The organism is Micromonospora sp. LA-10, assembly GCF_051853095.1.
Taxonomy (GTDB): Bacteria; Actinomycetota; Actinomycetes; order Mycobacteriales; family Micromonosporaceae; genus Micromonospora; species Micromonospora echinospora_A.
In genome coordinates this window covers 2,816,083-2,834,956 of the sequence record NZ_CP195710.1, presented here as the reverse complement: position 1 = coordinate 2,834,956, position 18,874 = coordinate 2,816,083, and the positions used below count along the sequence as shown (strand labels likewise).

At 70.9% G+C, this 18,874-nt stretch carries 22 protein-coding genes; 11 read left to right on the top strand and 11 right to left on the bottom strand.

The window, feature by feature from the left end; genetic code table 11:
* Nucleotides 1-69: 69 nt before the first annotated feature.
* The 3 genes from ACSDG8_RS13180 to ACSDG8_RS13170 all read left to right on the top strand — a co-directional run bounded on the left by ACSDG8_RS13180 (nucleotide 70) and on the right by ACSDG8_RS13170 (nucleotide 2,520).
* Nucleotides 70-660 carry a PadR family transcriptional regulator gene (locus tag ACSDG8_RS13180; RefSeq protein WP_210900658.1) on the top strand — a complete coding sequence of 197 codons (591 nt, stop codon included), beginning with the start codon at nucleotides 70-72 and terminating at the stop codon, nucleotides 658-660.
* Between the two features lie 127 nt (nucleotides 661-787).
* Nucleotides 788-1,747, top strand: a complete 960-nt coding sequence (locus ACSDG8_RS13175) for an ATP-binding cassette domain-containing protein (protein ID WP_210942740.1) — start codon at nucleotides 788-790, stop codon at nucleotides 1,745-1,747.
* A gap of 17 nt (nucleotides 1,748-1,764) precedes the next feature.
* Complete coding sequence (locus tag ACSDG8_RS13170; RefSeq protein WP_184682062.1) at nucleotides 1,765-2,520, top strand: ABC transporter permease; 756 nt, start codon at nucleotides 1,765-1,767, stop codon at nucleotides 2,518-2,520.
* Between the two features lie 124 nt (nucleotides 2,521-2,644).
* Here the strand turns inward: ACSDG8_RS13170 and ACSDG8_RS13165 are convergent, their stop codons facing one another.
* The 6 genes from ACSDG8_RS13165 to ACSDG8_RS13140 form a co-directional block, all read right to left on the bottom strand.
* A complete protein-coding gene (locus ACSDG8_RS13165; RefSeq protein WP_210900630.1) occupies nucleotides 2,645-3,298 on the bottom strand; it encodes an O-methyltransferase in 654 nt (217 codons plus the stop codon).
* 9 nt (nucleotides 3,299-3,307) lie between these two features.
* Nucleotides 3,308-3,964 (bottom strand): Maf family protein, encoded by a 657-nt coding sequence (locus ACSDG8_RS13160; protein WP_210900633.1) that lies wholly within the window; start codon nucleotides 3,962-3,964, stop codon nucleotides 3,308-3,310.
* Nucleotides 3,965-3,974: 10 nt separating this feature from the next.
* Nucleotides 3,975-5,093, bottom strand: a complete 1,119-nt coding sequence (locus tag ACSDG8_RS13155; RefSeq protein WP_210942741.1) for a S8 family serine peptidase — start codon at nucleotides 5,091-5,093, stop codon at nucleotides 3,975-3,977.
* Between the two features lie 10 nt (nucleotides 5,094-5,103).
* Entirely contained in the window at nucleotides 5,104-6,450 is a 1,347-nt protein-coding gene (locus ACSDG8_RS13150; protein WP_210942742.1) for a hypothetical protein, read from the bottom strand.
* Nucleotides 6,447-6,899: a hypothetical protein gene (locus ACSDG8_RS13145; protein WP_073825088.1), complete on the bottom strand. Its 453-nt coding sequence runs from the start codon at nucleotides 6,897-6,899 to the stop codon at nucleotides 6,447-6,449. The genes ACSDG8_RS13150 and ACSDG8_RS13145 overlap by 4 nt, the downstream gene beginning before the upstream one ends.
* Before the next feature lie 100 nt (nucleotides 6,900-6,999).
* Nucleotides 7,000-7,212, bottom strand: coding sequence for an acyl-CoA carboxylase subunit epsilon (locus tag ACSDG8_RS13140; protein WP_073825084.1), 213 nt, complete (start codon nucleotides 7,210-7,212; stop codon nucleotides 7,000-7,002).
* A 91-nt stretch (nucleotides 7,213-7,303) separates the two neighbouring features.
* On the opposite strand from ACSDG8_RS13140, the gene ACSDG8_RS13135 reads away from it, so the two are divergent.
* Both ACSDG8_RS13135 and ACSDG8_RS13130 read left to right on the top strand, forming a co-directional pair.
* The gene (locus ACSDG8_RS13135) at nucleotides 7,304-9,289 is read left to right on the top strand and encodes a protein kinase domain-containing protein (protein ID WP_439427917.1); all 1,986 of its coding nucleotides are present in this window, start codon (nucleotides 7,304-7,306) and stop codon (nucleotides 9,287-9,289) included.
* A gap of 85 nt (nucleotides 9,290-9,374) precedes the next feature.
* Nucleotides 9,375-9,587, top strand: coding sequence for a hypothetical protein (locus ACSDG8_RS13130; protein WP_439427916.1), 213 nt, complete (start codon nucleotides 9,375-9,377; stop codon nucleotides 9,585-9,587).
* A 66-nt stretch (nucleotides 9,588-9,653) separates the two neighbouring features.
* On the opposite strand, the gene ACSDG8_RS13125 is transcribed toward ACSDG8_RS13130, so the two are convergent.
* Together ACSDG8_RS13125 and ACSDG8_RS13120 are read right to left on the bottom strand one after the other, a co-directional pair.
* Entirely contained in the window at nucleotides 9,654-10,406 is a 753-nt protein-coding gene (locus tag ACSDG8_RS13125) for a GH25 family lysozyme (RefSeq protein ID WP_439427915.1), read from the bottom strand.
* Between the two features lie 128 nt (nucleotides 10,407-10,534).
* Nucleotides 10,535-10,669 (bottom strand): hypothetical protein, encoded by a 135-nt coding sequence (locus tag ACSDG8_RS13120; protein ID WP_439427914.1) that lies wholly within the window; start codon nucleotides 10,667-10,669, stop codon nucleotides 10,535-10,537.
* Between the two features lie 99 nt (nucleotides 10,670-10,768).
* On the opposite strand from ACSDG8_RS13120, the gene ACSDG8_RS13115 reads away from it, so the two are divergent.
* From ACSDG8_RS13115 to ACSDG8_RS13100, 4 genes are all read left to right on the top strand, one after another.
* The gene (locus ACSDG8_RS13115; protein WP_174534080.1) at nucleotides 10,769-11,512 is read left to right on the top strand and encodes a M50 family metallopeptidase; all 744 of its coding nucleotides are present in this window, start codon (nucleotides 10,769-10,771) and stop codon (nucleotides 11,510-11,512) included.
* A gap of 65 nt (nucleotides 11,513-11,577) precedes the next feature.
* Nucleotides 11,578-12,561 (top strand): ketopantoate reductase family protein, encoded by a 984-nt coding sequence (locus tag ACSDG8_RS13110; protein ID WP_439427913.1) that lies wholly within the window; start codon nucleotides 11,578-11,580, stop codon nucleotides 12,559-12,561.
* Nucleotides 12,562-12,620: 59 nt separating this feature from the next.
* The gene (locus ACSDG8_RS13105) at nucleotides 12,621-13,124 is read left to right on the top strand and encodes a SigE family RNA polymerase sigma factor (RefSeq protein ID WP_210899848.1); all 504 of its coding nucleotides are present in this window, start codon (nucleotides 12,621-12,623) and stop codon (nucleotides 13,122-13,124) included.
* Entirely contained in the window at nucleotides 13,117-13,995 is an 879-nt protein-coding gene (locus ACSDG8_RS13100) for a hypothetical protein (RefSeq protein ID WP_210899851.1), read from the top strand. Before ACSDG8_RS13105 ends, ACSDG8_RS13100 begins: the two co-directional genes overlap by 8 nt.
* Before the next feature lie 43 nt (nucleotides 13,996-14,038).
* On the opposite strand, the gene ACSDG8_RS13095 is transcribed toward ACSDG8_RS13100, so the two are convergent.
* Complete coding sequence (locus tag ACSDG8_RS13095; RefSeq protein WP_210899854.1) at nucleotides 14,039-15,622, bottom strand: acyl-CoA carboxylase subunit beta; 1,584 nt, start codon at nucleotides 15,620-15,622, stop codon at nucleotides 14,039-14,041.
* Nucleotides 15,623-15,694: 72 nt separating this feature from the next.
* Here ACSDG8_RS13095 and ACSDG8_RS13090 point away from each other — a divergent pair, with 72 nt between their 5' ends.
* Both ACSDG8_RS13090 and ACSDG8_RS13085 read left to right on the top strand, forming a co-directional pair.
* Nucleotides 15,695-16,567 carry a biotin--[acetyl-CoA-carboxylase] ligase gene (locus ACSDG8_RS13090; protein ID WP_210899857.1) on the top strand — a complete coding sequence of 291 codons (873 nt, stop codon included), beginning with the start codon at nucleotides 15,695-15,697 and terminating at the stop codon, nucleotides 16,565-16,567.
* A gap of 203 nt (nucleotides 16,568-16,770) precedes the next feature.
* A complete protein-coding gene (locus tag ACSDG8_RS13085; RefSeq protein ID WP_210899861.1) occupies nucleotides 16,771-17,340 on the top strand; it encodes a PH domain-containing protein in 570 nt (189 codons plus the stop codon).
* A 54-nt stretch (nucleotides 17,341-17,394) separates the two neighbouring features.
* Here ACSDG8_RS13085 and ACSDG8_RS13080 read toward each other — a convergent pair whose 3' ends face one another.
* Together ACSDG8_RS13080 and ACSDG8_RS13075 are read right to left on the bottom strand one after the other, a co-directional pair.
* Nucleotides 17,395-18,087 carry a GtrA family protein gene (locus ACSDG8_RS13080; protein WP_210899864.1) on the bottom strand — a complete coding sequence of 231 codons (693 nt, stop codon included), beginning with the start codon at nucleotides 18,085-18,087 and terminating at the stop codon, nucleotides 17,395-17,397.
* A gap of 62 nt (nucleotides 18,088-18,149) precedes the next feature.
* Nucleotides 18,150-18,683 carry a GtrA family protein gene (locus tag ACSDG8_RS13075; protein ID WP_210899948.1) on the bottom strand — a complete coding sequence of 178 codons (534 nt, stop codon included), beginning with the start codon at nucleotides 18,681-18,683 and terminating at the stop codon, nucleotides 18,150-18,152.
* Nucleotides 18,684-18,874: the final 191 nt, after the last annotated feature.

Below are 18,874 nucleotides of genomic sequence, written 5' to 3'. Positions count from 1 at the left end.
TCGCTCAGTGTGGGATGCGGCACTGTAGTCAAACTTGGCTATTACGCTTGTCCGGTGTCGGCAACGAGGATGATGATTCTGGGCCTGGTCCGGTGGATGCAGCCGGTGCACGGCTACGACGTGCGCCGTGAGCTGCTGAGCTGGAGTGCGGACAAGTGGGCCAACGTGCAGCCCGGTTCGATCTACCACGCGCTGCGCAAACTCACCGACGAGGGCCTGCTCCGGACGGTCTCGGTCGAGCAGGTGGGCGCCCGTCCGGCGCGCACCACGTACGAGGTGACGGCGAAGGGGGAGGACGAGTTCGAGACGTTGCTGCGGGCGCAGTGGTGGCAGCTCCACGAGCCGCCGGACCCCTTCGTGGCGGCTTTCTCCTTCCTGCCGGCGATGCCGCGTGAGGAGGCGGCGGCGGCGCTGCGCAACCGGGCCAACCTGCTGCGCGCCGGGGTCGAGTCGACGCGCGCCTCGCTCGACTCGGACTGGGTGCGCACCCGCAAGCCGGTGCACGTCGGGTGGATGTTCGAGCTGTGGCTGGCCCGCGCCGAGGCGGAGTCGGCTTGGTGCGAGCGGATCGCGGAGCGGATCGAGTCGGGGGTGTCGTACCTGCCCGATGGGATGGAGCGGGCAGAGGGCTGGTCGGGCTGGACCGACGGATCGCTGTGACACGACATAATCAACGTTGACTAGAAGAGCTATATCGCGTTAGCCTCGGCAGGAATCGCGGGGGATTCGTGCGTCCTCGCGGACGATCGGCGGCCGGTCAGGTCCGCCCGGACGACCAGGAGCAGAAATGATCGAGACCAGGGGGTTGCGGAAGTCGTACCGCTCCCGCGAGGGTCGCGAGACGAAGACCGTGGACGCGGTCCGCGGCGTCAACCTCGACGTCGCCGAGGGGGAGATCTTCGGCTTCCTCGGGCCCAACGGCGCCGGCAAGACCACCACGCTGCGGATGCTCGCCACCCTCATCGAGCCGGACGGCGGCCAGGCCACGGTGGCCGGCGCCGACCTGCGCAAGGACCCGGCCGAGGTGCGCCGCCGGATCGGGTACGTGGCCCAGGGCGGCAGCACCTGGGACGAGTCGACCGCCCGCGAGGAACTGGTGCTCCAGGCGCGCCTCTACGGCATCGGCAAGGCCGAGGCGAACCGGCGGGCCAACCGCGCGCTCGACGCCTTCCAGCTCACCGAGTACGCCGACCGCAAGTGCAAGACCTACTCCGGCGGCCAGCGCCGGCGGGTCGAGATCGCGCTCGGCATCATCCACGAGCCGAAGATCGTCTTCCTGGACGAGCCGACCACCGGTCTCGACCCGCAGAGCCGCGCGCACATGTGGGACGAGATCCGCCGGCTGCGCACTGAGGGGATGACCGTCTTCATCACCACGCACTACCTGGACGAGGCGGACGCGCTCTGCGACCGCATCGCGATCATGGACCACGGCGAGGTGGTCGCCGAGGGCACGCCGGCCGAGCTGAAGCGGGAGATCTCCGGCGAGGTGGTGATCGTCGGCCTGGACGCCCCGAGCACCCCGCGTGCCGCCGAGCTGCTCGACACCGAGGCGTACGTGAGCAAGCTGGAGACCGTCGACGAGGGCGGCCTGCGTCTCTACGTCGACGAGGGCGCCACCGCCATCCCGCAGGTGCTGCGCCGCCTCGACCACGCCGGGCTGGACCTGCGCTCGATCGAGCTGCACCGCCCCAGCCTCGACGACGTCTTCCTCACCAAGACCGGCCGCTCGCTGCGCGAGTCCTGACCCCCGGAGAAGCTGTCATGAAACTCGCCCGCGACACCTGGCTGATCTTCCAGCGCCAGACGCTGCTGCTCCTGCGCAACCCGGTGTGGATCTTCGTCGGCGTCTTCCAGCCGGTGATGTACCTGCTCCTGTTCGCCCCGCTGCTCAAGCCCGCGCTGAACGCCCCGACGCAGGCCGCCGCGTACAAGATCTTCGTGCCCGGCCTGCTGGTGCTGCTCGCCATCTTCGGCGGCCTGTTCCAGGGCTTCGGCCTGATCGCCGAGCTGCGCGCCGGCGTGATCGAGCGTTCCCGGGTCACCCCGGTCAGCCGGCTCGCGCTGCTGCTCGGCCGGTCACTGCGCGACGTGGTCTCGCTCATCGTGCAGGCAGTCATCATCACGCTGCTGGCGCTCGCGTTCGACCTGCGCGTCTTCATCGGCAACCTGCTCCTGGCGTACCTGATGCTCGCCCTCATCGCGCTTATGACCTCGGCCGTCTCCTACGGCATCGCGCTCAAGGTCAAGAGCGAGGACGCGCTCGCCCCGCTGATGAACACCGTCGCGCAGCCGGTGCTGCTGCTCTCCGGCATCCTGCTGCCGCTCACCTTCGCGCCCGGCTGGCTCCAGGGCGTGGCCAAGTGGAACCCGTTCTCCTGGGCGGTCGAAGGCACCCGCGCCTTGTTCAACGGCGACCTCGGCAACGACCGGGTCTGGCAGGGCCTCGGCATCATCACGGTGCTCGCCGCCGCCGGGGTGTTCTGGGCCGCCCGCCAGTTCGCCCGCAGCGTCCGCTGAGCAGGGGGCACCGGCGCGGTCCGCGCGGCTTGATCGACTCCACTTGATCGACTCCACTTCGGCGAGGTGGCGGCATCCGGCGCTCAGGGATACCGCCACCTCGGCGAGGTTGTCTTCGGCCGGCTCAGAGCACCCGGGCGAGCGTGACGCCGTCGGCGATCGGCAGCATTACCGCCTCGACGCGGACATCCGCGATCACCGCGTCGTTGAACGCGGCGATCGCCCGGTCGTCGGCGTTGCGCGGGGCAAGCACCCGGCCGTCGCGCAGCGTGTTGTCGACAGCGATCACCGCGCCGGGGCGCATGCGGGGCACCAGTTCGTCCCAGTAGATCGGGTAGCCGACCTTGTCGGCGTCGATGAACGCGAAGTCCAGGTAACGCTCGCGGGGCAGCTCGCGCAGCGTCTCCGCGGCCGGGCCGATGCGCAGCTCGATCCGGTCCTGCACACCGGCGCGCTCCCAGTAGCGCCGGGCCACACCCGTGTACTCCTCGGAGATGTCGAAGCAGGTCAGCCGCCCACCCTCGGCAAGCCCGCGGGCGATCGCCAGTGAGGAGAGGCCGGTGAACGTGCCCACCTCCACCGCCTGCCGTACGCCGAGCAGCCGGGTCAGGAACGTCAGGAACGCGGCCTGTTCCGGCGCGACCTGCATGCCCGCCTCGGCGGGCAGGACCGCCCGGGTCTCCTCGGCCAGCTCCCGGACGATCTCGTCCGGCGCGGACCCGTGGGCCACCAGATAGTCGTGCAGTTCCGGCGTGAGCGGCAGCGGCTTTGTGGTCATGTCCGGACGTTAGCCGAGATGCTCGATCTCCTGGCCCCCCGGCGCGACCTTCGTCCACAGGTCGACGATGCTCAGCTCCACCTCGCCGAGCAGCCGGCGCAGCAGCGGCAGGGACAATCCCACCACCGTGCCCGGGTCACCCTCGATCCCGGTCAGGAACGCGCCGCCCAGCCCGTCGATGGTGAACGCGCCGGCCACCGCCAGCGGCTCGCCCGTCGCCACGTACGCGGCGATCTCCTCGTCACTGATGTCGGCGAAATGCACAGTGGTCGACGCGGCCGCCTCCGCCTGCGACTCGTGCGTCACGTCGATCAGACTGTGCCCGGTGTGCAGGACGCCGCTGCGCCCGCGCATCCGCTGCCAGCGCCGGGTGGCGTCCGCCGCGTCGTCCGGCTTGCCCAGGATCTCGCCGTCGAAGGCCAGCACCGAGTCACAGCCGAGCACGAGAGTGCGTTCGTCCGGCGACGGCCGCAGCCGATCGCGTACGGCCTGCGCCTTCAGCCGGGCCAGCTCCAGGCACAGATCCTCGGCACGCTCGCTGACCACCTGCGACTCGTCCACGCCGCTGACCAGCACGTCGGGCTCGATCCCGGCGGCCTGGAGCAACTTGCGGCGGGCGGGAGACTGCGAGGCGAGCACAAGGCGCACCGGTACGGAGGTCGACACCTTGCCGACGCTACCGGCTGACCCTCGGCGGCGGGTCGTCGGCACGTCGGCGCCGCCGCCAGAACAGGTACCCGCCGCCCGCCGCCACCAGTACACCCAGGGTGGCGAGCCCGCGTACGGTCGCGCTGCTGTCGTCGCCCTTTTCCGGGGCTGCCTCCGCCGACGCCGGTGGCGTGACGTTCGAGGACTCGAAGCCGAGCGGGGGGACGTCGGCGGTGAGCGCCGCTACCAGGTCGATGACGCCGTAGCCGTACTGGTCGTCGCGGCCTGGCGGTCCCTTGTCGACGGCGGTGGCGGTCAGGCGGTGGGCGACTTCCTGCGCGGGGAGGTTGGGGTACTTGGAGCGGATGAGAGCAGCCGCGCCGGCAACGATCGCGGTGGCACTGGATGTCCCGGTGCCCTTCGAGTACTTGCCGCCATAGCTGGTGCTGTAGATATCAACGGCTGGGGCAGCAATCTCGATCTTGGGCCCTGTGACCGAAATCGGGGCATGGTTCCCGGCCTGGTCGATCCCGCTTACTGCGATGACACCTTCCTCTGCGGCTGGATAGCCAATCGTGGCGGCTTCAGGGAGGTTGCCGACGCCTGCGACAACGACTATGTCAGCGGCCACTGCGTTCTTCACTGAACGAGTTAGTTTCTCGCTTGTGACGCCTGCGCTGGAGATGCTTATTACTCCAGCGTGCTGCGTGACTGCGTAATCTATCGCCTCTGCGAGTTTGTCGGCCTCGCCGTAGTTGTCTGAAGTGGACGAGATTATTGGGAGAATTTTGGCCTCCGGCGCTATCCCTAGTGCGCCGATTTCCCCATCAGCGCCATGGGCGGCGATGAGTCCCGCCATGGCAGTCCCGTGGCTGTTTGCGTCCCGCAAGCCGTCTCCGGTGCCCGTCAGAATATTCTTGCCTTCAAGTAAATTTCGGGAGAGGTCCGGATGAGTGTCAACGCCAGTGTCGGGGACGGCCACTAGGACCCCCGCTCCGCGAGAGACCTTATGAGCTTCGTTGACCTTGAGGAAGGTCAGATGCCACTGATCCTTTCGAACCTGCGAAGTCTCCGCTGGCGCGGCTGATTGCACTGCCTGGGTTGAGAAGAGGCTGACGACGGCCAAGATCGAGAGGGCTGCACGCATGCTGAGTCGGTCAACGATCTCGGCCGATGGCTGGTCCTGGATCGATCGGACCTTCGGCGGGCGGAGGCAGCACGACTGGACTGACCCCTTTGTCGGTCTCCCAGGGGTGGTCTGAATCCCAGGGGCGAGATGCTCCATTCGTCTCGTTCTGGCGACCGGATCGGCTGCTCATGGAGGGGTAGCCGCCGAGAGGTGTTCCGCCCGTTGGACCCATCACTGGGTTTTTCCCAATTCCGGGGCGTGATCCAGCATTGCCGGCGGGTGCGGTGCCCGCGCCGCCACCTCCGATGACGCCGCCCACGGGATTCACCCTGCGGGGCGTGGCATTCGGCGAGGGTGGCTGCACGAGACCCGGGCCGAATGGTTGGCCGATCAATCCGTTCGGCTGCGTGCGGGGGAAGGCGTTCTTCGGCACCTCTCCTGAAACTGGTCTGCCCGTGAGAGGGTTTGGTCGAGTATCTCGCAGAGACGGGTTAGCGCCTAGAGCGCCAGGAGTGGCCGGCGGAAGGGGAACCGAGTTTGGCAACGATGGGGAAGTCGATGGAGCGTGTGGTGCGGTGGTGCTTGGAGAAGGATTCAGAGCGGAGCCGGCGCTGCCAAGGATCGGTCCGATGCCCACGGTGGGGGGAGTTTGTGGCCTCCGGCCGGAAATGCCGCCGAGCGGCGCTGGCTTCGTCCTTGGACTTGGGCTTGTGACAGCAACCGGAACGATTGGTGGAATAACAGGTGCTGCCCCGCTCGCCCCATAAACGTCTGGGTTATTCGTCTCGATGCCAGGCCGAGGAGCGGCCGGCGGACGCTGAAGCATGACCTGGGCGTGCTGGAGTTCGCCGCTCAACCCCGTCATCAACCCCCGCGCCCGTACGTTCAACTGCTCCAGGTCGTCGTCCGTGACCGGGGGCCGTTCCGGCAACCGACTACCAGCCACCGCCTTCGGGTCGGCGATCGTCGCCTCGTACGCCCGCTTCTGCCGCAGCTTCTTCTCGTACTCCTCGTGCAGCGGTTGCAACTCGGCCCGCGCGCTGCCGATGGCGCGGGTGGCGGCGGCGAGCGCGTCGTAGTTCGCGGCGGCGGCGTCGTGGGTGCGCTGCACGCGGTCGATGAGCTGGTCGAGTTCGGCGATGTACGCCTGCGCGGCGGCGTTGGTCTCGGGCGGCCATGCCTCGGCGAGGCCGCGCCGGTATTCCCGCAGCCGGCTCAGGTGGGTCAGCGCGAGGTCGCAGACCTTGCGCCACCCGGCGACCTGCTTCCACTGGCCGGTGGTGTCCTGGTCCTGCACGCACGCCCACATGCTGAGGACGTCCATCAGCCGCCAGTCGGTCAGCCCGGAGGTGCGTCCGCTGCCCCGTTCGATCACGGCAGGATCACCCGGCTCTGTTCGGGGGCGGTGGGGTCGGCGAGTGGCGGCAGCGGGCGGGCGACGGTGCTCGACGGCCCGGCGAGCGCCCGTTCGACGTCGGTGACCCGGGCGGAGGAGAACGCGTCGGCGTCGCCGTAGTGGGTGGCGATCCGGCCGGCGGCGTCGGCGAGCCGGCCGGTGGCGGGCGCCAGGTCCCACACGGCGCTGACCGCTGCGGTCTGCGTGTCGTGGTGGGCCTGGAGGAAATGGACCAGCTCGATGAAGGCGTCGGCCGGGTTGGGTACCGGGGCCTTCATGTCGTCGGCGATGTAGGACAGATGCGGCGAGTAGTTGCGCGTCACCTCGTCCTGGAGTCGATCGGCGAACTCCCGCATCTGCCGGATGTCGGCCTCGATGCCGCCGTAGCCGCGCAGCCAGCCGGCTGGCTGGTTGTCCTCCGGGATCATCGGAGCCTCCTGCCCGTCACCACACGGTTTCCCTGAGTGAGGTTAGTGGCTCAACGTGGATCCCGGCAGCCCCGCCCGGCGCCGGGGGTGGAAGCAGACGTCAGCGGGGCAGGCCGGAGGCCCGCCACGCGCCGACGCCGGCCACCGGGCGGGCGAGGGCGGGACGTGCGCTGCGCGCCCACTGCGACACGGGGGCCGGCGCGGCGGCCTGGGTCGGGCGGGTGCGCACCATGATCGCGCCGACCAGAGCGGCCAGCTCCTCGGCGGTGGGCACGCCACGAACGATCCGGAACAGCGGCTCCTCGGCAGACATGACCCAAGAGTACGCGTCGCGAATTCGACCTTCGCCGTACAGTGGCGTGCCGACGGTGTGAGCGTCCGGGCGTCCGGGTACGGTTTCTGCGATGTCGAACGCGCTCCCCCAACTCGTCGCCGACCGGTACCGGCTTCTCACGCCGCTCGGTCAAGGCGGCATGGGCCGCGTCTGGAAGGCGCGGGACGAGGTGCTGCACCGGGACGTGGCCATCAAGGAACTGGTCCCGCCGCCCGGTCTCACCCCGGACGAGCGCCGCGAGATGCGCGAGCGCTCGCTGCGCGAGGCGCGGGCGATCGCCCGCCTCAACAACGTCAACGTGGTCCGCATCTTCGACGTGCTGCGCACCGACGGCGATCCGTGGATCGTCATGGAGTACGTGGCGTCGAAGTCGTTGCAGGACACCATCGCCGAGGACGGTCCGGTCTCGGCGGCCAAGGCGGTCGAGGTCGGCCTCGGCGTGCTGAACGCGTTGAAGGCCGCGCACAAGGCCGGCATCATGCACCGCGACGTCAAGCCGGGCAACGTGCTGCTCGGCGAGGACGGCCGCGTGGTGCTCACCGACTTCGGCCTGGCCACGATCCCCGGCGACCCGAACGTGACGCGCACCGGCATGGTGCTCGGCTCGCCCGCGTACATCTCGCCGGAGCGCGCCCGCGACGGCACGGCCGGCCCGGAGGCGGACCTCTGGTCGCTCGGCGCCACGCTCTACGCGGCCGTCGAGGGCAAGTCGCCGTACGCGCGCCCGTCGGCGATCGCCACGCTCGCGGCGCTCGCCACCGAGCCGATGCCGCCGCCGCGCAACGCCGGGCCGCTCAAGCCGGTGCTCCAGGGCCTGCTGCGCAAGGACCCGGACGAGCGGATCACCGCCGAGGTCGCTGAGCGCATGCTGCGCAAGGCCGCCGGTCGCCGGGCCAAGGGCATCTCGCTGCTGGACGGCGTACGCCGGCCGGGGCCGAACGGCCCGCGTGTGCCGCGCCCGCCGCTGGTGCCGGCGCCGCGCCCGGCCGAGCAGGCCGAACGCGCGGCGACCTCGGTCTCCGGGGCCGCCACCGGGGGTACGGCCGCGACCGTTGACCCGACGGCGAAGGTGCCGGCGCCCACTACGGACGCCGGTCCCACCGCGAAGGTGACGCCACCGGTCGCCGATCCGACCACCAAGCTCGACCCGGCGCCGTCGACCGACGAGACCCGGGTGGACGACGAGGCCCGGGTCGACGGTGTCGACCCGGCGCTGGACGAGACGCGGCTCGACGGCGAGCCGGTCACCGACACCCCGGCGCCGGTCAGCCCGGCCGTGACCGGCTCCGCACCGGTCAGCCCGGCTCCGGCGCAGGAGGCGCCGTCGGCCGGCCGGGCCACGGTGCTGCCGGTCGAGAAGTCCGCGCCCAACCGGCGCAACCTGCTGATCGGCGCGCTGGTCCTGCTGCTGCTGGTCGGCCTGGTGGTGGCCGTGCCGCTGCTGAACAACGGGGACGAGGGCGACGGCGGTGAGCCGACGGCCGGCACCTCGGCGTCTGCTGCGCCGCCGGCCGCGCCGAGCGAGAGTTCGTCGCCGAGTGCTCCGGCGGCAAGCGCGTCGGCCAGCCCTACGCCGTCGGCCAGCCCGTCGGTGTCCGGGGCCGCGTTGCCGGCCGGCTGGCGTCTCTACACCGGCCCGAACGGCTTCAAGGTGCCGATCCCGGAGAACTTTCAGGCCCGGGTCGGCAGTGACAACGTCGTGCTCTACGAGGTCGGCGGCAGCCGGCGGGTGCTGTTCGTCCAGTGGACGCCGAACCCGAAGCGTGACGCGTACGCCGACTGGAAGGGCCAGGAGCCGTACCGCGCATCGCGTGTGCGGGGCTACAAGCTGGTCGGCATCACCAAGTGCGACCCCTACTTCCGCACCTGCGCCGACTGGGACTGGCTGGAGACGCGCAACGGCGACACCCGCTTCCACGTCCGCAACCGTGGTGTGGCGACCGCCAGCAACAGGGGCTTCGCGCTGCGCTGGGAGGTCCCGGCGAAGGACTGGGACGCCAACCTGGCGAATTGGGAGGCCATCACCAAGGGTTTCGTGCCGGACCGTCAGAACTGATCGGAATCCCGCCGGTCACGAACTCGCTCGCATGGCTTTGCGTCGTCGAGGGTATGAATCCCTGCGACGACGGAAGAGGTGCGACATGGGTTACCGACGCAGGGACACCGGCCCGCGGCTGGCACTGTGGATGCTCGTTGCGCTCGGCGACGTCGTGCTGCTCCTGATCACCGCCGGCCTGTCCGTGCCGGTCGCGGTCCTCGGCGTGCTGACCCTCACGATCGCGGGTGTGGCGGCGTGGCGCTGGATGCGCCGGACACCGGTGCCCGTGCCGGCCTCCGCGCGCCGCAGAGCCTGAGCCACGTACGACGCGACAGTGGGACCGCCTCCTTGCGAGGCGGTCCCACTGTCGTAAGCCGGTGGATCAGGTGTTGTTGGCCAGGGCGATCAGCCGGCTGCGGTCACCGTTCCAGTAGTTGCGGTCGACGTTGCCGCTGATCCCGGAGACGGAGCCGGTGCTCGTGTACTGCCAGAAGCTGTAGAACGGAGCGCCGGCCGGCAGGGTGCCGGGCGCGCTGGCCCAGCGGGCGATCCACAGCGGGTGGTTGCCCCACGGGCCGCTCCAGCTGCCGGTGCACTGGTTCCACCAGCTCGTCGTGGTGTAGATGACCGCGTACCGGCCGGTGCGGGAGCGGTAGGTGTTGAGGAAGTCCTGGACCCAGTTGCGCATGCCGGTGGTGCTCAGGCCGTAGCAGTAGCCGCCGCTGTACGGGTTGCCCTCCAGGTCCAGCGCGGCGGGCAGCGTACGGCTGTCGGCCGACCAGGCGCCGCCGTTGCTGGCCAGGTAGTTGGCCTGGGTGGAGCCGGCGGAGATGTTCGGCCGGGCGAAGTGGTACGCCCCGCGGATCACCCCGGCGTTGTAGGCGTTGACGTAGTTCGCGTTGAAGTTCGGGTCCTTGTAGCTCGTGCCCTCGGTGGCCTTGATGAAGGCGAACTGGATGCCCGCGTTGCGCACGCTGGTCCAGTTGATGCTGCCCTGATAGCGGGAGACGTCGATTCCGGGCGTGGTCGCGGCGGCGGCCGGTCCGGCGGTCGCCACGAGGGCCACGGCCGCGGTGGCGGCGGCGGCCAGGCCGGCAGCGAGGAGCCGGCGTACGGAGAGTCTGGTACGGGCCATGGTTGCCTCCAGAGGGACGTCCGTCTATTGACGCCCATCTTTGGAGCTAAGTGCCCTAGATCGCAATAGGGAGCAAGGAAATTTTCATCGACGGCCATCGTTCACCCAGGTGGCGCGTCGATTGCGGATCAGCGGAGCGTGATCGGGTCCATGGCCCAGCGGAACGGCTCGGTGACACTCAGCGTCTCGCCCAACGCGAGGTAGCCGGCCTCGGTCCACGGCTCGACCTGTGACCTCCGCGGCTCCCAGGGAGCTGCGCGCACCGACCTCACCTCCGCTCCGGCGCCTCGTCCGATCGGTCTCACACTCTATGAGACTCGCCCGGTCGAGCGACGCGGCTCGGGCCGGTAGGCTCCCCGCCCATGCCCCTGATCGACGGCCTCACCACGCTCTGGGACACGCTGATGAGCGCCCAGCCGGACCCGCCGCCGCTGCTGGTGGTGCTCACCGCCGTGGTCGCGCTCGCCGTGGTCGCCACCCGGCTGCCGTGGCGGATCGCCCGTAACGCGGTCACCATCGCGCACGAGGGCGGCCACGCGCTCGTCGCGCTGCTCACCGGCCGGCGGCTGCACGGCATCCGGCTGCACTCGGACACCTCCGGGCTGACGCTCTCCGCCGGCCGCCCCACCGGGCCGGGGATGATCCTCACGCTGCTCGCCGGGTACGTAGCGCCGTCGCTGCTCGGTCTCGGCGGCGCGTGGCTGCTGGCCGGGAACCGGATCACGCTGCTGCTGTGGCTGGCGGTGGCGCTGCTGCTGGCCATGCTGGTGATGATCCGCAACCTGTTCGGCGTGCTCTCGCTGCTGGTCACCGGTGGGGTGGTGCTGGCCGTCTCCTGGTACACCTCGCCCGAGGTGCAGGCCGCGTTCGCCTGGACGTCGGTCTGGTTCCTGCTGCTCGGCGGCGTACGGCCGGTGTTCGAGCTGCACCGGCAACGCGCCCGGGGCCGGATGCCGCAGTCCGACGCGGACCAGCTCGCCCGGCTCACGCCGTTCCCGGCGCTGTTCTGGGTGGGCGTGTTCCTGCTGGTCAGCGTCGGCGCGCTGGTGGTCGGTGCGCTGCTGCTCGCCGGTCCGATCCTCACCGACGCCGGCCTGATCGGCTGACCGCGGCCCGCGCGTCGGCTCCCGTCCGGGGGCGGCCACCGCCACGGCGGGGCAGAATCGGACGGGTGCGATACGTGATCATCGGAGCGGGCGCGGTCGGCGGCACCATCGGCGTACTCCTGGCCGACGCCGGCCACGACGTGACGCTCGTGGCGCGCGGCGCGCATCTGGACGCTCTGCGGGAGCGAGGTCTGACGCTGCGGACGCCGGAGCGGGAGGTCACCAGCCGGCTGCCGGCGGTGGCCGGGCCGGACGGCCCGCCGCTGCCGGCCGACACCGTGCTGGTGCTCACCGTGAAGTCGCAGGACACCGTGGCGGCGCTGACGGCGTGGGCGGACGCCCCGGTCGAGGGCGGCGGGACGGCCGGTGAACGGCTGCCGGTCGTGCTCGCCCAGAACGGCGTGGCGAACGAGCCGGCCGCGCTGCGCCGATTCGCCCGCGTACATCCGGTCTGCGTCTGGCTGCCCGCCACCCACCTGGAGCCGGGCCTGGTGGTCGCCAACGGGCATCCGCACCCGGGCATGCTGCACATCGGCCGCTACCCGAGCGGCGCCGACGACACCAGCCGGGCGGTCGCCGTCGACCTGACCGCCGCCGGGTTCGTCGCGCCGGTCCGCGACGACGTGATGCGCTGGAAGTACGGCAAGCTGCTCGCCAACCTCGGCAACGGCCTCCAGGCGCTGCTCGGCCGCGACGTGCCCGAGTCGCTGTCGAAGCGGGTACGCGCCGAGGGAGAGGCGGCGCTCGCCGCCGCCGGCATCACGCACACCACAGTCGAGGAGGAGACCGCCGAACGCGGCGACCGGGTGTCGCACCGGCCCGTCGGCGGCGAGGAGCGCTCCGGCGGCTCCACCTGGCAGAGCCTGGCCCGGGCTGCGGGCTCGGTCGAGACCGACCACCTCAACGGCGAGATCGTGCTGCTCGGACGCCTGCACGGCGTGCCGACCCCGGCCAACGCGGCGGTGCAGACGGCGGTACGCCGGGCGGTCCGCGACCGGATCCCGGCCGGTGGCTTCCCGCTCGGCGAGCTGGAGAAATTGGTCGGCTGAGCGGGCAACCCGCGCCGCGCCGCCAGGCGTGTCTCCTCACGAACACGGGGAGGTGACAGGTGCCCGACAGCGACGGATTCGACGAGTTCTACCGGGGCAGCCGACAGCGGCTGCTCGGCTTCGTCTACGTGCTCACCGGTGACCTGGCCGAGGCGCAGGACGCCGTGCAGGAGGCGTACATCCGGGCCTGGCAGCGGTGGTCCACAGTGCGCGGATACGACGACCCGGAGTCCTGGGTGCGGGTGGTGGCGAGCCGGATCGCGGTGAGCCGCTGGCGCAGCCTGCGCAGCCGGGCGCGCGCCTACCTGCGGCACGGCGCGGTGGCGGACGTGCCGGCGCCCAGCACCGAGACGCTGGAGGTGGTCGCCGCGCTGCGCCGGCTGCCCGAGGCTCAGCGCACCGCGATCGCGATGCACTACCTGCTCGGCATGCCGGTCGCCGAGGTGGCCCGGGAGACCGAGGCCCCGGTCGGCACCGTCAAGGCCCGGCTGTCCCGGGGGCGGACCGCCCTCGCCGAGTTGCTCGCCGTGGTGGACCTGGAAGAGGAGGCGGCAGATGCCTGACGACGTCGCGCTCGTGGAGTTGCTGCACCGGGACCTGCGGAGCGTCACCTGGCCGGAGCCGGAGAAGATCCGGGCCGCCGCCCGGCGGCGCAGCCGGCGCTCCGCCGCGCTCGCCGCTGCCTCCGTGGTGGTCGTCGCGGCGCTCGCCGCGACGGTCGTGAACCGGGTCGGCGCGCCGCCCACGTCACCTGCTGCCGGAGGCTTCGACGGGCAGGCGGAGATCGTGGCCGAGGCGATGCTGGAACCGGCCGACATCCCGGTCCGGATCGGCGAGCGGCTCAGCGAGACCGGCGTGGACGAGCCGGTCCGGGTCGACGACCTGCTCCAGGTCTGCGCCGCGAAGCAGGGGCTGCCGGCGCAGGAGCCGCGCTCGCGCTACTCGCGGTCGCAGACCCTGATGGAACCGCCGACCGAGCCCGCGACCACCGTCGGATCGGTCCTCACCCAGGACGTCTACCGGATGCGGTCCGGAGCGGCGGGACGGTTCGTCGACGAGCTGGAAGGCGCCGTCGCGGTCTGCGGCGCGTGGCGGACGGCGGGCCAGGTCTACACCGAGCAGGGGATGGCCAGTGCCGACGTCGTGCACCGCTGGTACGTCGCGGCGAGCGGCTTCGCCGGCGACCAGGCGCTGCTGCTGCGGCACGAGGTCGCAGTGCCGGCGGACGAGACGACGGGCCGGCCGCCCGGATACCACCCGATGTCGCTCGACGACCGGCTGGTCGTCCGGGTGGGTGACCTGGTGACGGTGCTGATCCCGTCCGGCCGGCTGCGGACCGACGTGCCGGGCGCCGAGGTGACCGAGGACGAGGTACGGCAGCTGGCCCGGGTCGCCGCCGAGCGGATGTGCGTCGCCGCGAACCCGGGTTGCTGACGCCGGTGCCCCCGCCGCTCTCCCGGCGGGGGCACCGGATCGACTACAGCGGAATGTTGCCGTGCTTCTTCGGCGGCAGCGTCTCGCGCTTGGTCCGCAGCACCCGCAGCGCCCGCACGATCTGCACGCGCGTCTCGTGCGGCGGGATCACGCCGTCCACGTAGCCTCGCTCGGCGGCGATGTACGGGTTGGCGAGCGTGTCCTCGTACTCGGCGATCTTCTCGGCCCGGACGGCGGCCGGGTCCTCGGCGTTCGCCAGGTCCGAGCGGTAGAGGATGTTCACCGCGCCCTGCGCGCCCATCACCGCGATCTGCGCGGTCGGCCAGGCGAAGTTCAGGTCCGCGCCCAGGTGCTTCGAGCCCATCACGTCGTACGCGCCGCCGTACGCCTTGCGGGTGATGACTGTGACCTTCGGGACGGTGGCCTCGGCGTACGCGTAGATGAGCTTCGCGCCGCGCCGGATGATGCCGTCCCACTCCTGGCCGGTGCCGGGCAGGAAGCCGGGCACGTCCACGAAGGTGAGCACCGGGACGTTGAACGCGTCGCAGGTACGCACGAACCGGGCCGCCTTCTCCGACGCCGCGATGTCGAGCGTGCCGGCGAACTGCATCGGCTGGTTCGCCACCACGCCCACCGGGCGGCCCTCGACGCGACCGAAACCGACCACCATGTTCTGCGCGTACAGCGGCTGCACCTCGAGGAACTCGCCGTCGTCGAGCACGTGCTCGATGACCCGGTGCATGTCGTACGGCTGGTTGGCCGAGTCCGGGATCAGCGTGTCCAGCTCCCGATCCTCGTCGGTGACGTCGAGGATCGCCGGGGCGTCGAAGACCGGCGGCTCGTCCAGGTTGTTCGACGGCAGGTACGACAGCAGCGCCTTGACGTACTCGATCGCGTCCTCCTCGTCGGCGCCGAGGTAGTGCGCGTTGCCGCTGCGGGTGTTGTGGGTCCGGGCGCCGCCCAGCTCCTCCATGCCGACGTCCTCGCCGGTGACCGTCTTGATCACGTCGGGGCCGGTGATGAACATGTGCGACGTCTGGTCGACCATGACTGTGAAGTCGGTGACCGCCGGGGAGTAGACCGCGCCGCCCGCGCACGGGCCCATGATCAGCGAGATCTGCGGGATGACGCCGCTGGCCCGCACATTGCGGAAGAAGATCTCGCCGTAGAGGCCGAGGGACGTGACGCCCTCCTGGATCCGCGCGCCGCCGGAGTCGTTGATGCCGACGACCGGGCAGCCGATCTTCATGGCGAGGTCCATCAGCTTGACGATCTTCTCGCCGAAGACCTCGCCGAGGGAGCCGCCGAAGACGGTGAAGTCCTGCGAGAAGACGCAGACCTGCCGGCCGTCCACGGTGCCGTAGCCGGTCACCACGCCGTCCCCGTACGGGCGGGTCTTCTCCAGCCCGAAGTTGGTCGAGCGGTGCCGGGCGAACTCGTCCAGCTCGACGAACGATCCCTCGTCGAGCAGCATCTCGATCCGCTCGCGGGCGGTCTTCTTGCCCCGCGCGTGCTGCTTCTCGACCGCGCGTGCCGACCCGGCGTGCACCGCCTCGTCGAGCCGTCGCTCCAGGTCCGCCAGCTTGCCGGCGGTCGTGTGGATGTTGAACCCGGTCTCGGTAGTCACCCGTGGAATATAACGATGGTTCAGGTGTCTGAGGCTGTGCAGTACGCCTCATCCGGGCCGTAGGCTGGCGTGATGCCCGGCTCGCCGTACACGGATCTGGACCGACCGCCGCTCTCCGCGGCCCGGCTGCGGCGCGCGCTGGTCGCGCCGAACGGGCCCTGGCGCCGGTTGGAGCTGCTGGCCGAGACCGGCTCGACGAACGCGGACGCGGTGGCCGCGGCGCGCTCCGGCGAGCCGGAGGGCCTGGTGGTGGTGGCCGAGCGGCAGACCTCCGGCCGGGGCCGGCGAGGGCGTGTCTGGCAGTCGCCGCCGCGCGCCGGTCTCGCCACGAGCGTGCTGCTGCGGCCCGGCGAGGCGGTCCCCGGGCGGGGTTGGGCGCCGGTGCCGGTCACCGGGTACGGCTGGCTGCCGCTGCTCACGGGTGTAGCGCTGGTCGAGGCGGTACGCCTGCTGGCCGAGCTGGACGCGCGGCTGAAGTGGCCCAACGACCTGCTGGTCGACGGCGCGAAGTGCGCCGGTGTGCTGGCCGAGGCGGTGCCGGGCGAGAACGACAGGCCGCCCGCGATCGTCGTCGGGGTGGGGCTGAACGTGACGCTGCGCGCCGACGAGCTGCCGGAGAACCCGACCGGGCTACCAGCCACGTCGCTCCAGCTCGCCGGCGCCACCGCCACCGACCGAGATCCGCTGCTGCGGGCGCTGCTGCGCTCGCTCGCCGACTGGTACGAGCGCTGGCGTGACGCCGGAGGCGACGCGGAGGCCAGCGGGCTGCGCGAGGCGTACCTGGCCGGGTGCGCCACCATCGGCCGGCAGGTGCGGGTGCTGCTGCCCGACGGCAGCGAGGCGCACGGCACCGCCACCGGCGTGGACACCGACGGGCAGCTCCTGGTCGAGACGGCCGCCGAGACGCTGCGGCTCGCAGCCGGAGACGTGCTGCACCTGCGGTGAAAGGAAGGGCCCCCTCTTAACGCCTCCGGTAGAGAAAGGGCCCCCTCTTAACAACCACGCCCCGCGCGCACAACCACGCCCCGCCCGCACAACCACGGCCCGCCGCCCGCACAACCACGCGCAGCCGCCCGCGCGGCCGATGCCGACCGGATGCGCCGACCGGTTACGGTCAGCGCGTCCTGTTCTGCCGAGGAGGTTCCCCCGTGGCGTTCCCCGAAGACGTGCTCACCGAGGACGAGCACGTCGTGTTGCACCTGCACCCGCACTGGAAGGCCCTGATCCGGCCGGTCCTGGTGCTCGTGCTCGCCGTCGCGGCGGTCGTCGCCGGGTGGCTCCTGCTACCCGACGGCAGCGGCGGCACCATCGCGCTCTACGCGATCGCCGTGGTCGCCCTGGCGCTGGTGCTGTGGCTGGGCCTGTGGCCGTTCCTGGTCTGGCGCACCACGCACTACCTGTTCACCAACGAGCGCGTGCTGCTCCAGCAGGGGGTGCTGTCGCGCAATCGGCGGGACCTGCCGCTGACCCGGATCAACGACCACGCCATGAACCAGCGCTTCGTGGAGCGGCTGCTCGGCTGCGGCACGCTGACCATCGAGTCGGCGGGTGAGCGCGGCCAGTCGGTGCTGCACGACGTGCCGGGCGTGGACAAGGTGCAGACGAAGCTGTACGAGCTGGTCGAGGCGCACCACGACAAGCACAGCCTTGGTGACGGCGAGATGCGCGAGATCCTCGCCGACATGACCGAGGGCAAGGCCCTGCGCGACCAGCCCTGACCCGACCGACGAAAAAGGCCGGCACCCGTGTCAGGGGTGCCGGCCTTTCGTCGTTCAGCGTCGCGCGCGGCGGGGCTGGAGTTCGGCGGCGAGTTCGGCGTCCAGATCGCTGCTCAGCGCGCCGCCGAGCCCGGCGTCGGCCGGCGCCGGACGGCCCCGGGGTGGCGCGTAGTCGGGTCGGCCGGCGCCCGGGGGAGGCTCCTCCTCCTCCAGCTCGCTCACCGACTCGGCCAGCTCGGCGACCGGGTCCATCTCGGCGACGTTGTCCCACTCGTCACGCGGCACCGAGTGCCAGGTCTCCTCGGCGTGCTTGGGCACCGGCTGGAAGACGAACGTGCGGTAGGACCAGAAGCGGAACAGCGTGGCCAGCAGGACACCGATGGTCTTGGCGACGTTCAGCGCCAGCAGCCCGTGTACGCCGAGGCCGTACTTGGCCAGCGCCAGGACGCCGAGTTCGATGACCAGGCCGGCGCCGTTGAAAAGGAAGAACAGGACGTATTCCCGCCGGAGTGCCGATTTCGGCCGATCCCGGTACGTCCAGTGACGATTCATAAGATACGACGTGATCGTGGCGACAATCGTCGCGATCACAGTCGCTTTCAACTGGCCGTCGCGGAAAACCGTGAGTGCCAGGGCATTGAACACCGCGTAATTGATGACGGTGTTGATGCCGCCGACGACGCCGAATTTGAGCGCCTCGTGGATGAACTTCTGCCAGCGCTCGGGCAGCAGACGGACTCCAGGCATGCGGAACACCTTAAGCAGTGGGCTGGGCCGGCTCGGCCCGGCGGGTCGGGATGGGCGGCTCGTCACGCCCCGGACTCTCGGTCTTGGCTGGATGCCGGAACGGAAGGTGTTCCCGCCTCGACGAAGACGAACCGTCGGTACGACCAGAACCGGAAGAGCGTCCCCAGGCCGGTGCCGACGATGAAGCTGGCGATGTTGTCGGCCAGCGGGGTCTGGAACACCGGCCAGACCGCGCCCAGCCCGTAGTGGCTGATCGCGAGACAGGCCACCGCGATGCCGAGGCCGACCGCGTTGAAGAAGAAGAACAGCGCGTACTCCCGGGCCGGGTTGGAGCGCTGCCGGTGCCGCCACGTCCAGAACCGGTTGCCGAGGAAGGCGACGGTCGCGGCGATCACCGTGGAGATGGTCTTCGCGGCGAGCGGCGCCATGTCCCGGCCGCTGGACAGGTAGTTGAAGAGGATGAAGTCCACCACGAAGGCGAAGCCGCCGACGGTGGCGAACTTGCTCAACTCGTGGATCAGGTGACCGAAACGGTCGAGTAGTGCTCCGATCGGACCCCGGCGGGTCTGCGGAGCCCCCGGTTGGTCCCCGGTCATCGTCGCGGCCACCCGCCGAGAGTACCGGTTGTCCGGTACGCGGGCGGACCGCAACGGCGAGTCGGCCACGACGGCCTCGCCGTGGCTCTCGCGGCCGGGCCGGCCGGGTCGGGGATCGGTCGCCCGTTCTCGATGTCCGTGAGCAGAGGGTAACCCGCTGTGTGAATCTGTGGAGCCCATCACGGAATCGT

Bases quoted from the DNA above. Each gene is read 5' to 3' on its own strand.
- ACSDG8_RS13180 (WP_210900658.1), top strand. From the start codon at position 70: ATGATGATTCTGGGCCTGGTCCGGTGGATGCAGCCGGTGCACGGCTAC.
- ACSDG8_RS13175 (WP_210942740.1), top strand. From the start codon at position 788: ATGATCGAGACCAGGGGGTTGCGGAAGTCGTACCGCTCCCGCGAGGGT.
- ACSDG8_RS13170 (WP_184682062.1), top strand. From the start codon at position 1,765: ATGAAACTCGCCCGCGACACCTGGCTGATCTTCCAGCGCCAGACGCTG.
- ACSDG8_RS13165 (WP_210900630.1), bottom strand. From the start codon at position 3,298: ATGACCACAAAGCCGCTGCCGCTCACGCCGGAACTGCACGACTATCTG.
- ACSDG8_RS13155 (WP_210942741.1), bottom strand. From the start codon at position 5,093: ATGCGTGCAGCCCTCTCGATCTTGGCCGTCGTCAGCCTCTTCTCAACC.
- ACSDG8_RS13145 (WP_073825088.1), bottom strand. From the start codon at position 6,899: ATGATCCCGGAGGACAACCAGCCAGCCGGCTGGCTGCGCGGCTACGGC.
- ACSDG8_RS13140 (WP_073825084.1), bottom strand. From the start codon at position 7,212: ATGTCTGCCGAGGAGCCGCTGTTCCGGATCGTTCGTGGCGTGCCCACC.
- ACSDG8_RS13135 (WP_439427917.1), top strand. From the start codon at position 7,304: ATGTCGAACGCGCTCCCCCAACTCGTCGCCGACCGGTACCGGCTTCTC.
- ACSDG8_RS13130 (WP_439427916.1), top strand. From the start codon at position 9,375: ATGGGTTACCGACGCAGGGACACCGGCCCGCGGCTGGCACTGTGGATG.
- ACSDG8_RS13125 (WP_439427915.1), bottom strand. From the start codon at position 10,406: ATGGCCCGTACCAGACTCTCCGTACGCCGGCTCCTCGCTGCCGGCCTG.
- ACSDG8_RS13115 (WP_174534080.1), top strand. From the start codon at position 10,769: ATGCCCCTGATCGACGGCCTCACCACGCTCTGGGACACGCTGATGAGC.
- ACSDG8_RS13100 (WP_210899851.1), top strand. From the start codon at position 13,117: ATGCCTGACGACGTCGCGCTCGTGGAGTTGCTGCACCGGGACCTGCGG.
- ACSDG8_RS13090 (WP_210899857.1), top strand. From the start codon at position 15,695: ATGCCCGGCTCGCCGTACACGGATCTGGACCGACCGCCGCTCTCCGCG.
- ACSDG8_RS13080 (WP_210899864.1), bottom strand. From the start codon at position 18,087: ATGCCTGGAGTCCGTCTGCTGCCCGAGCGCTGGCAGAAGTTCATCCAC.
- ACSDG8_RS13075 (WP_210899948.1), bottom strand. From the start codon at position 18,683: ATGACCGGGGACCAACCGGGGGCTCCGCAGACCCGCCGGGGTCCGATC.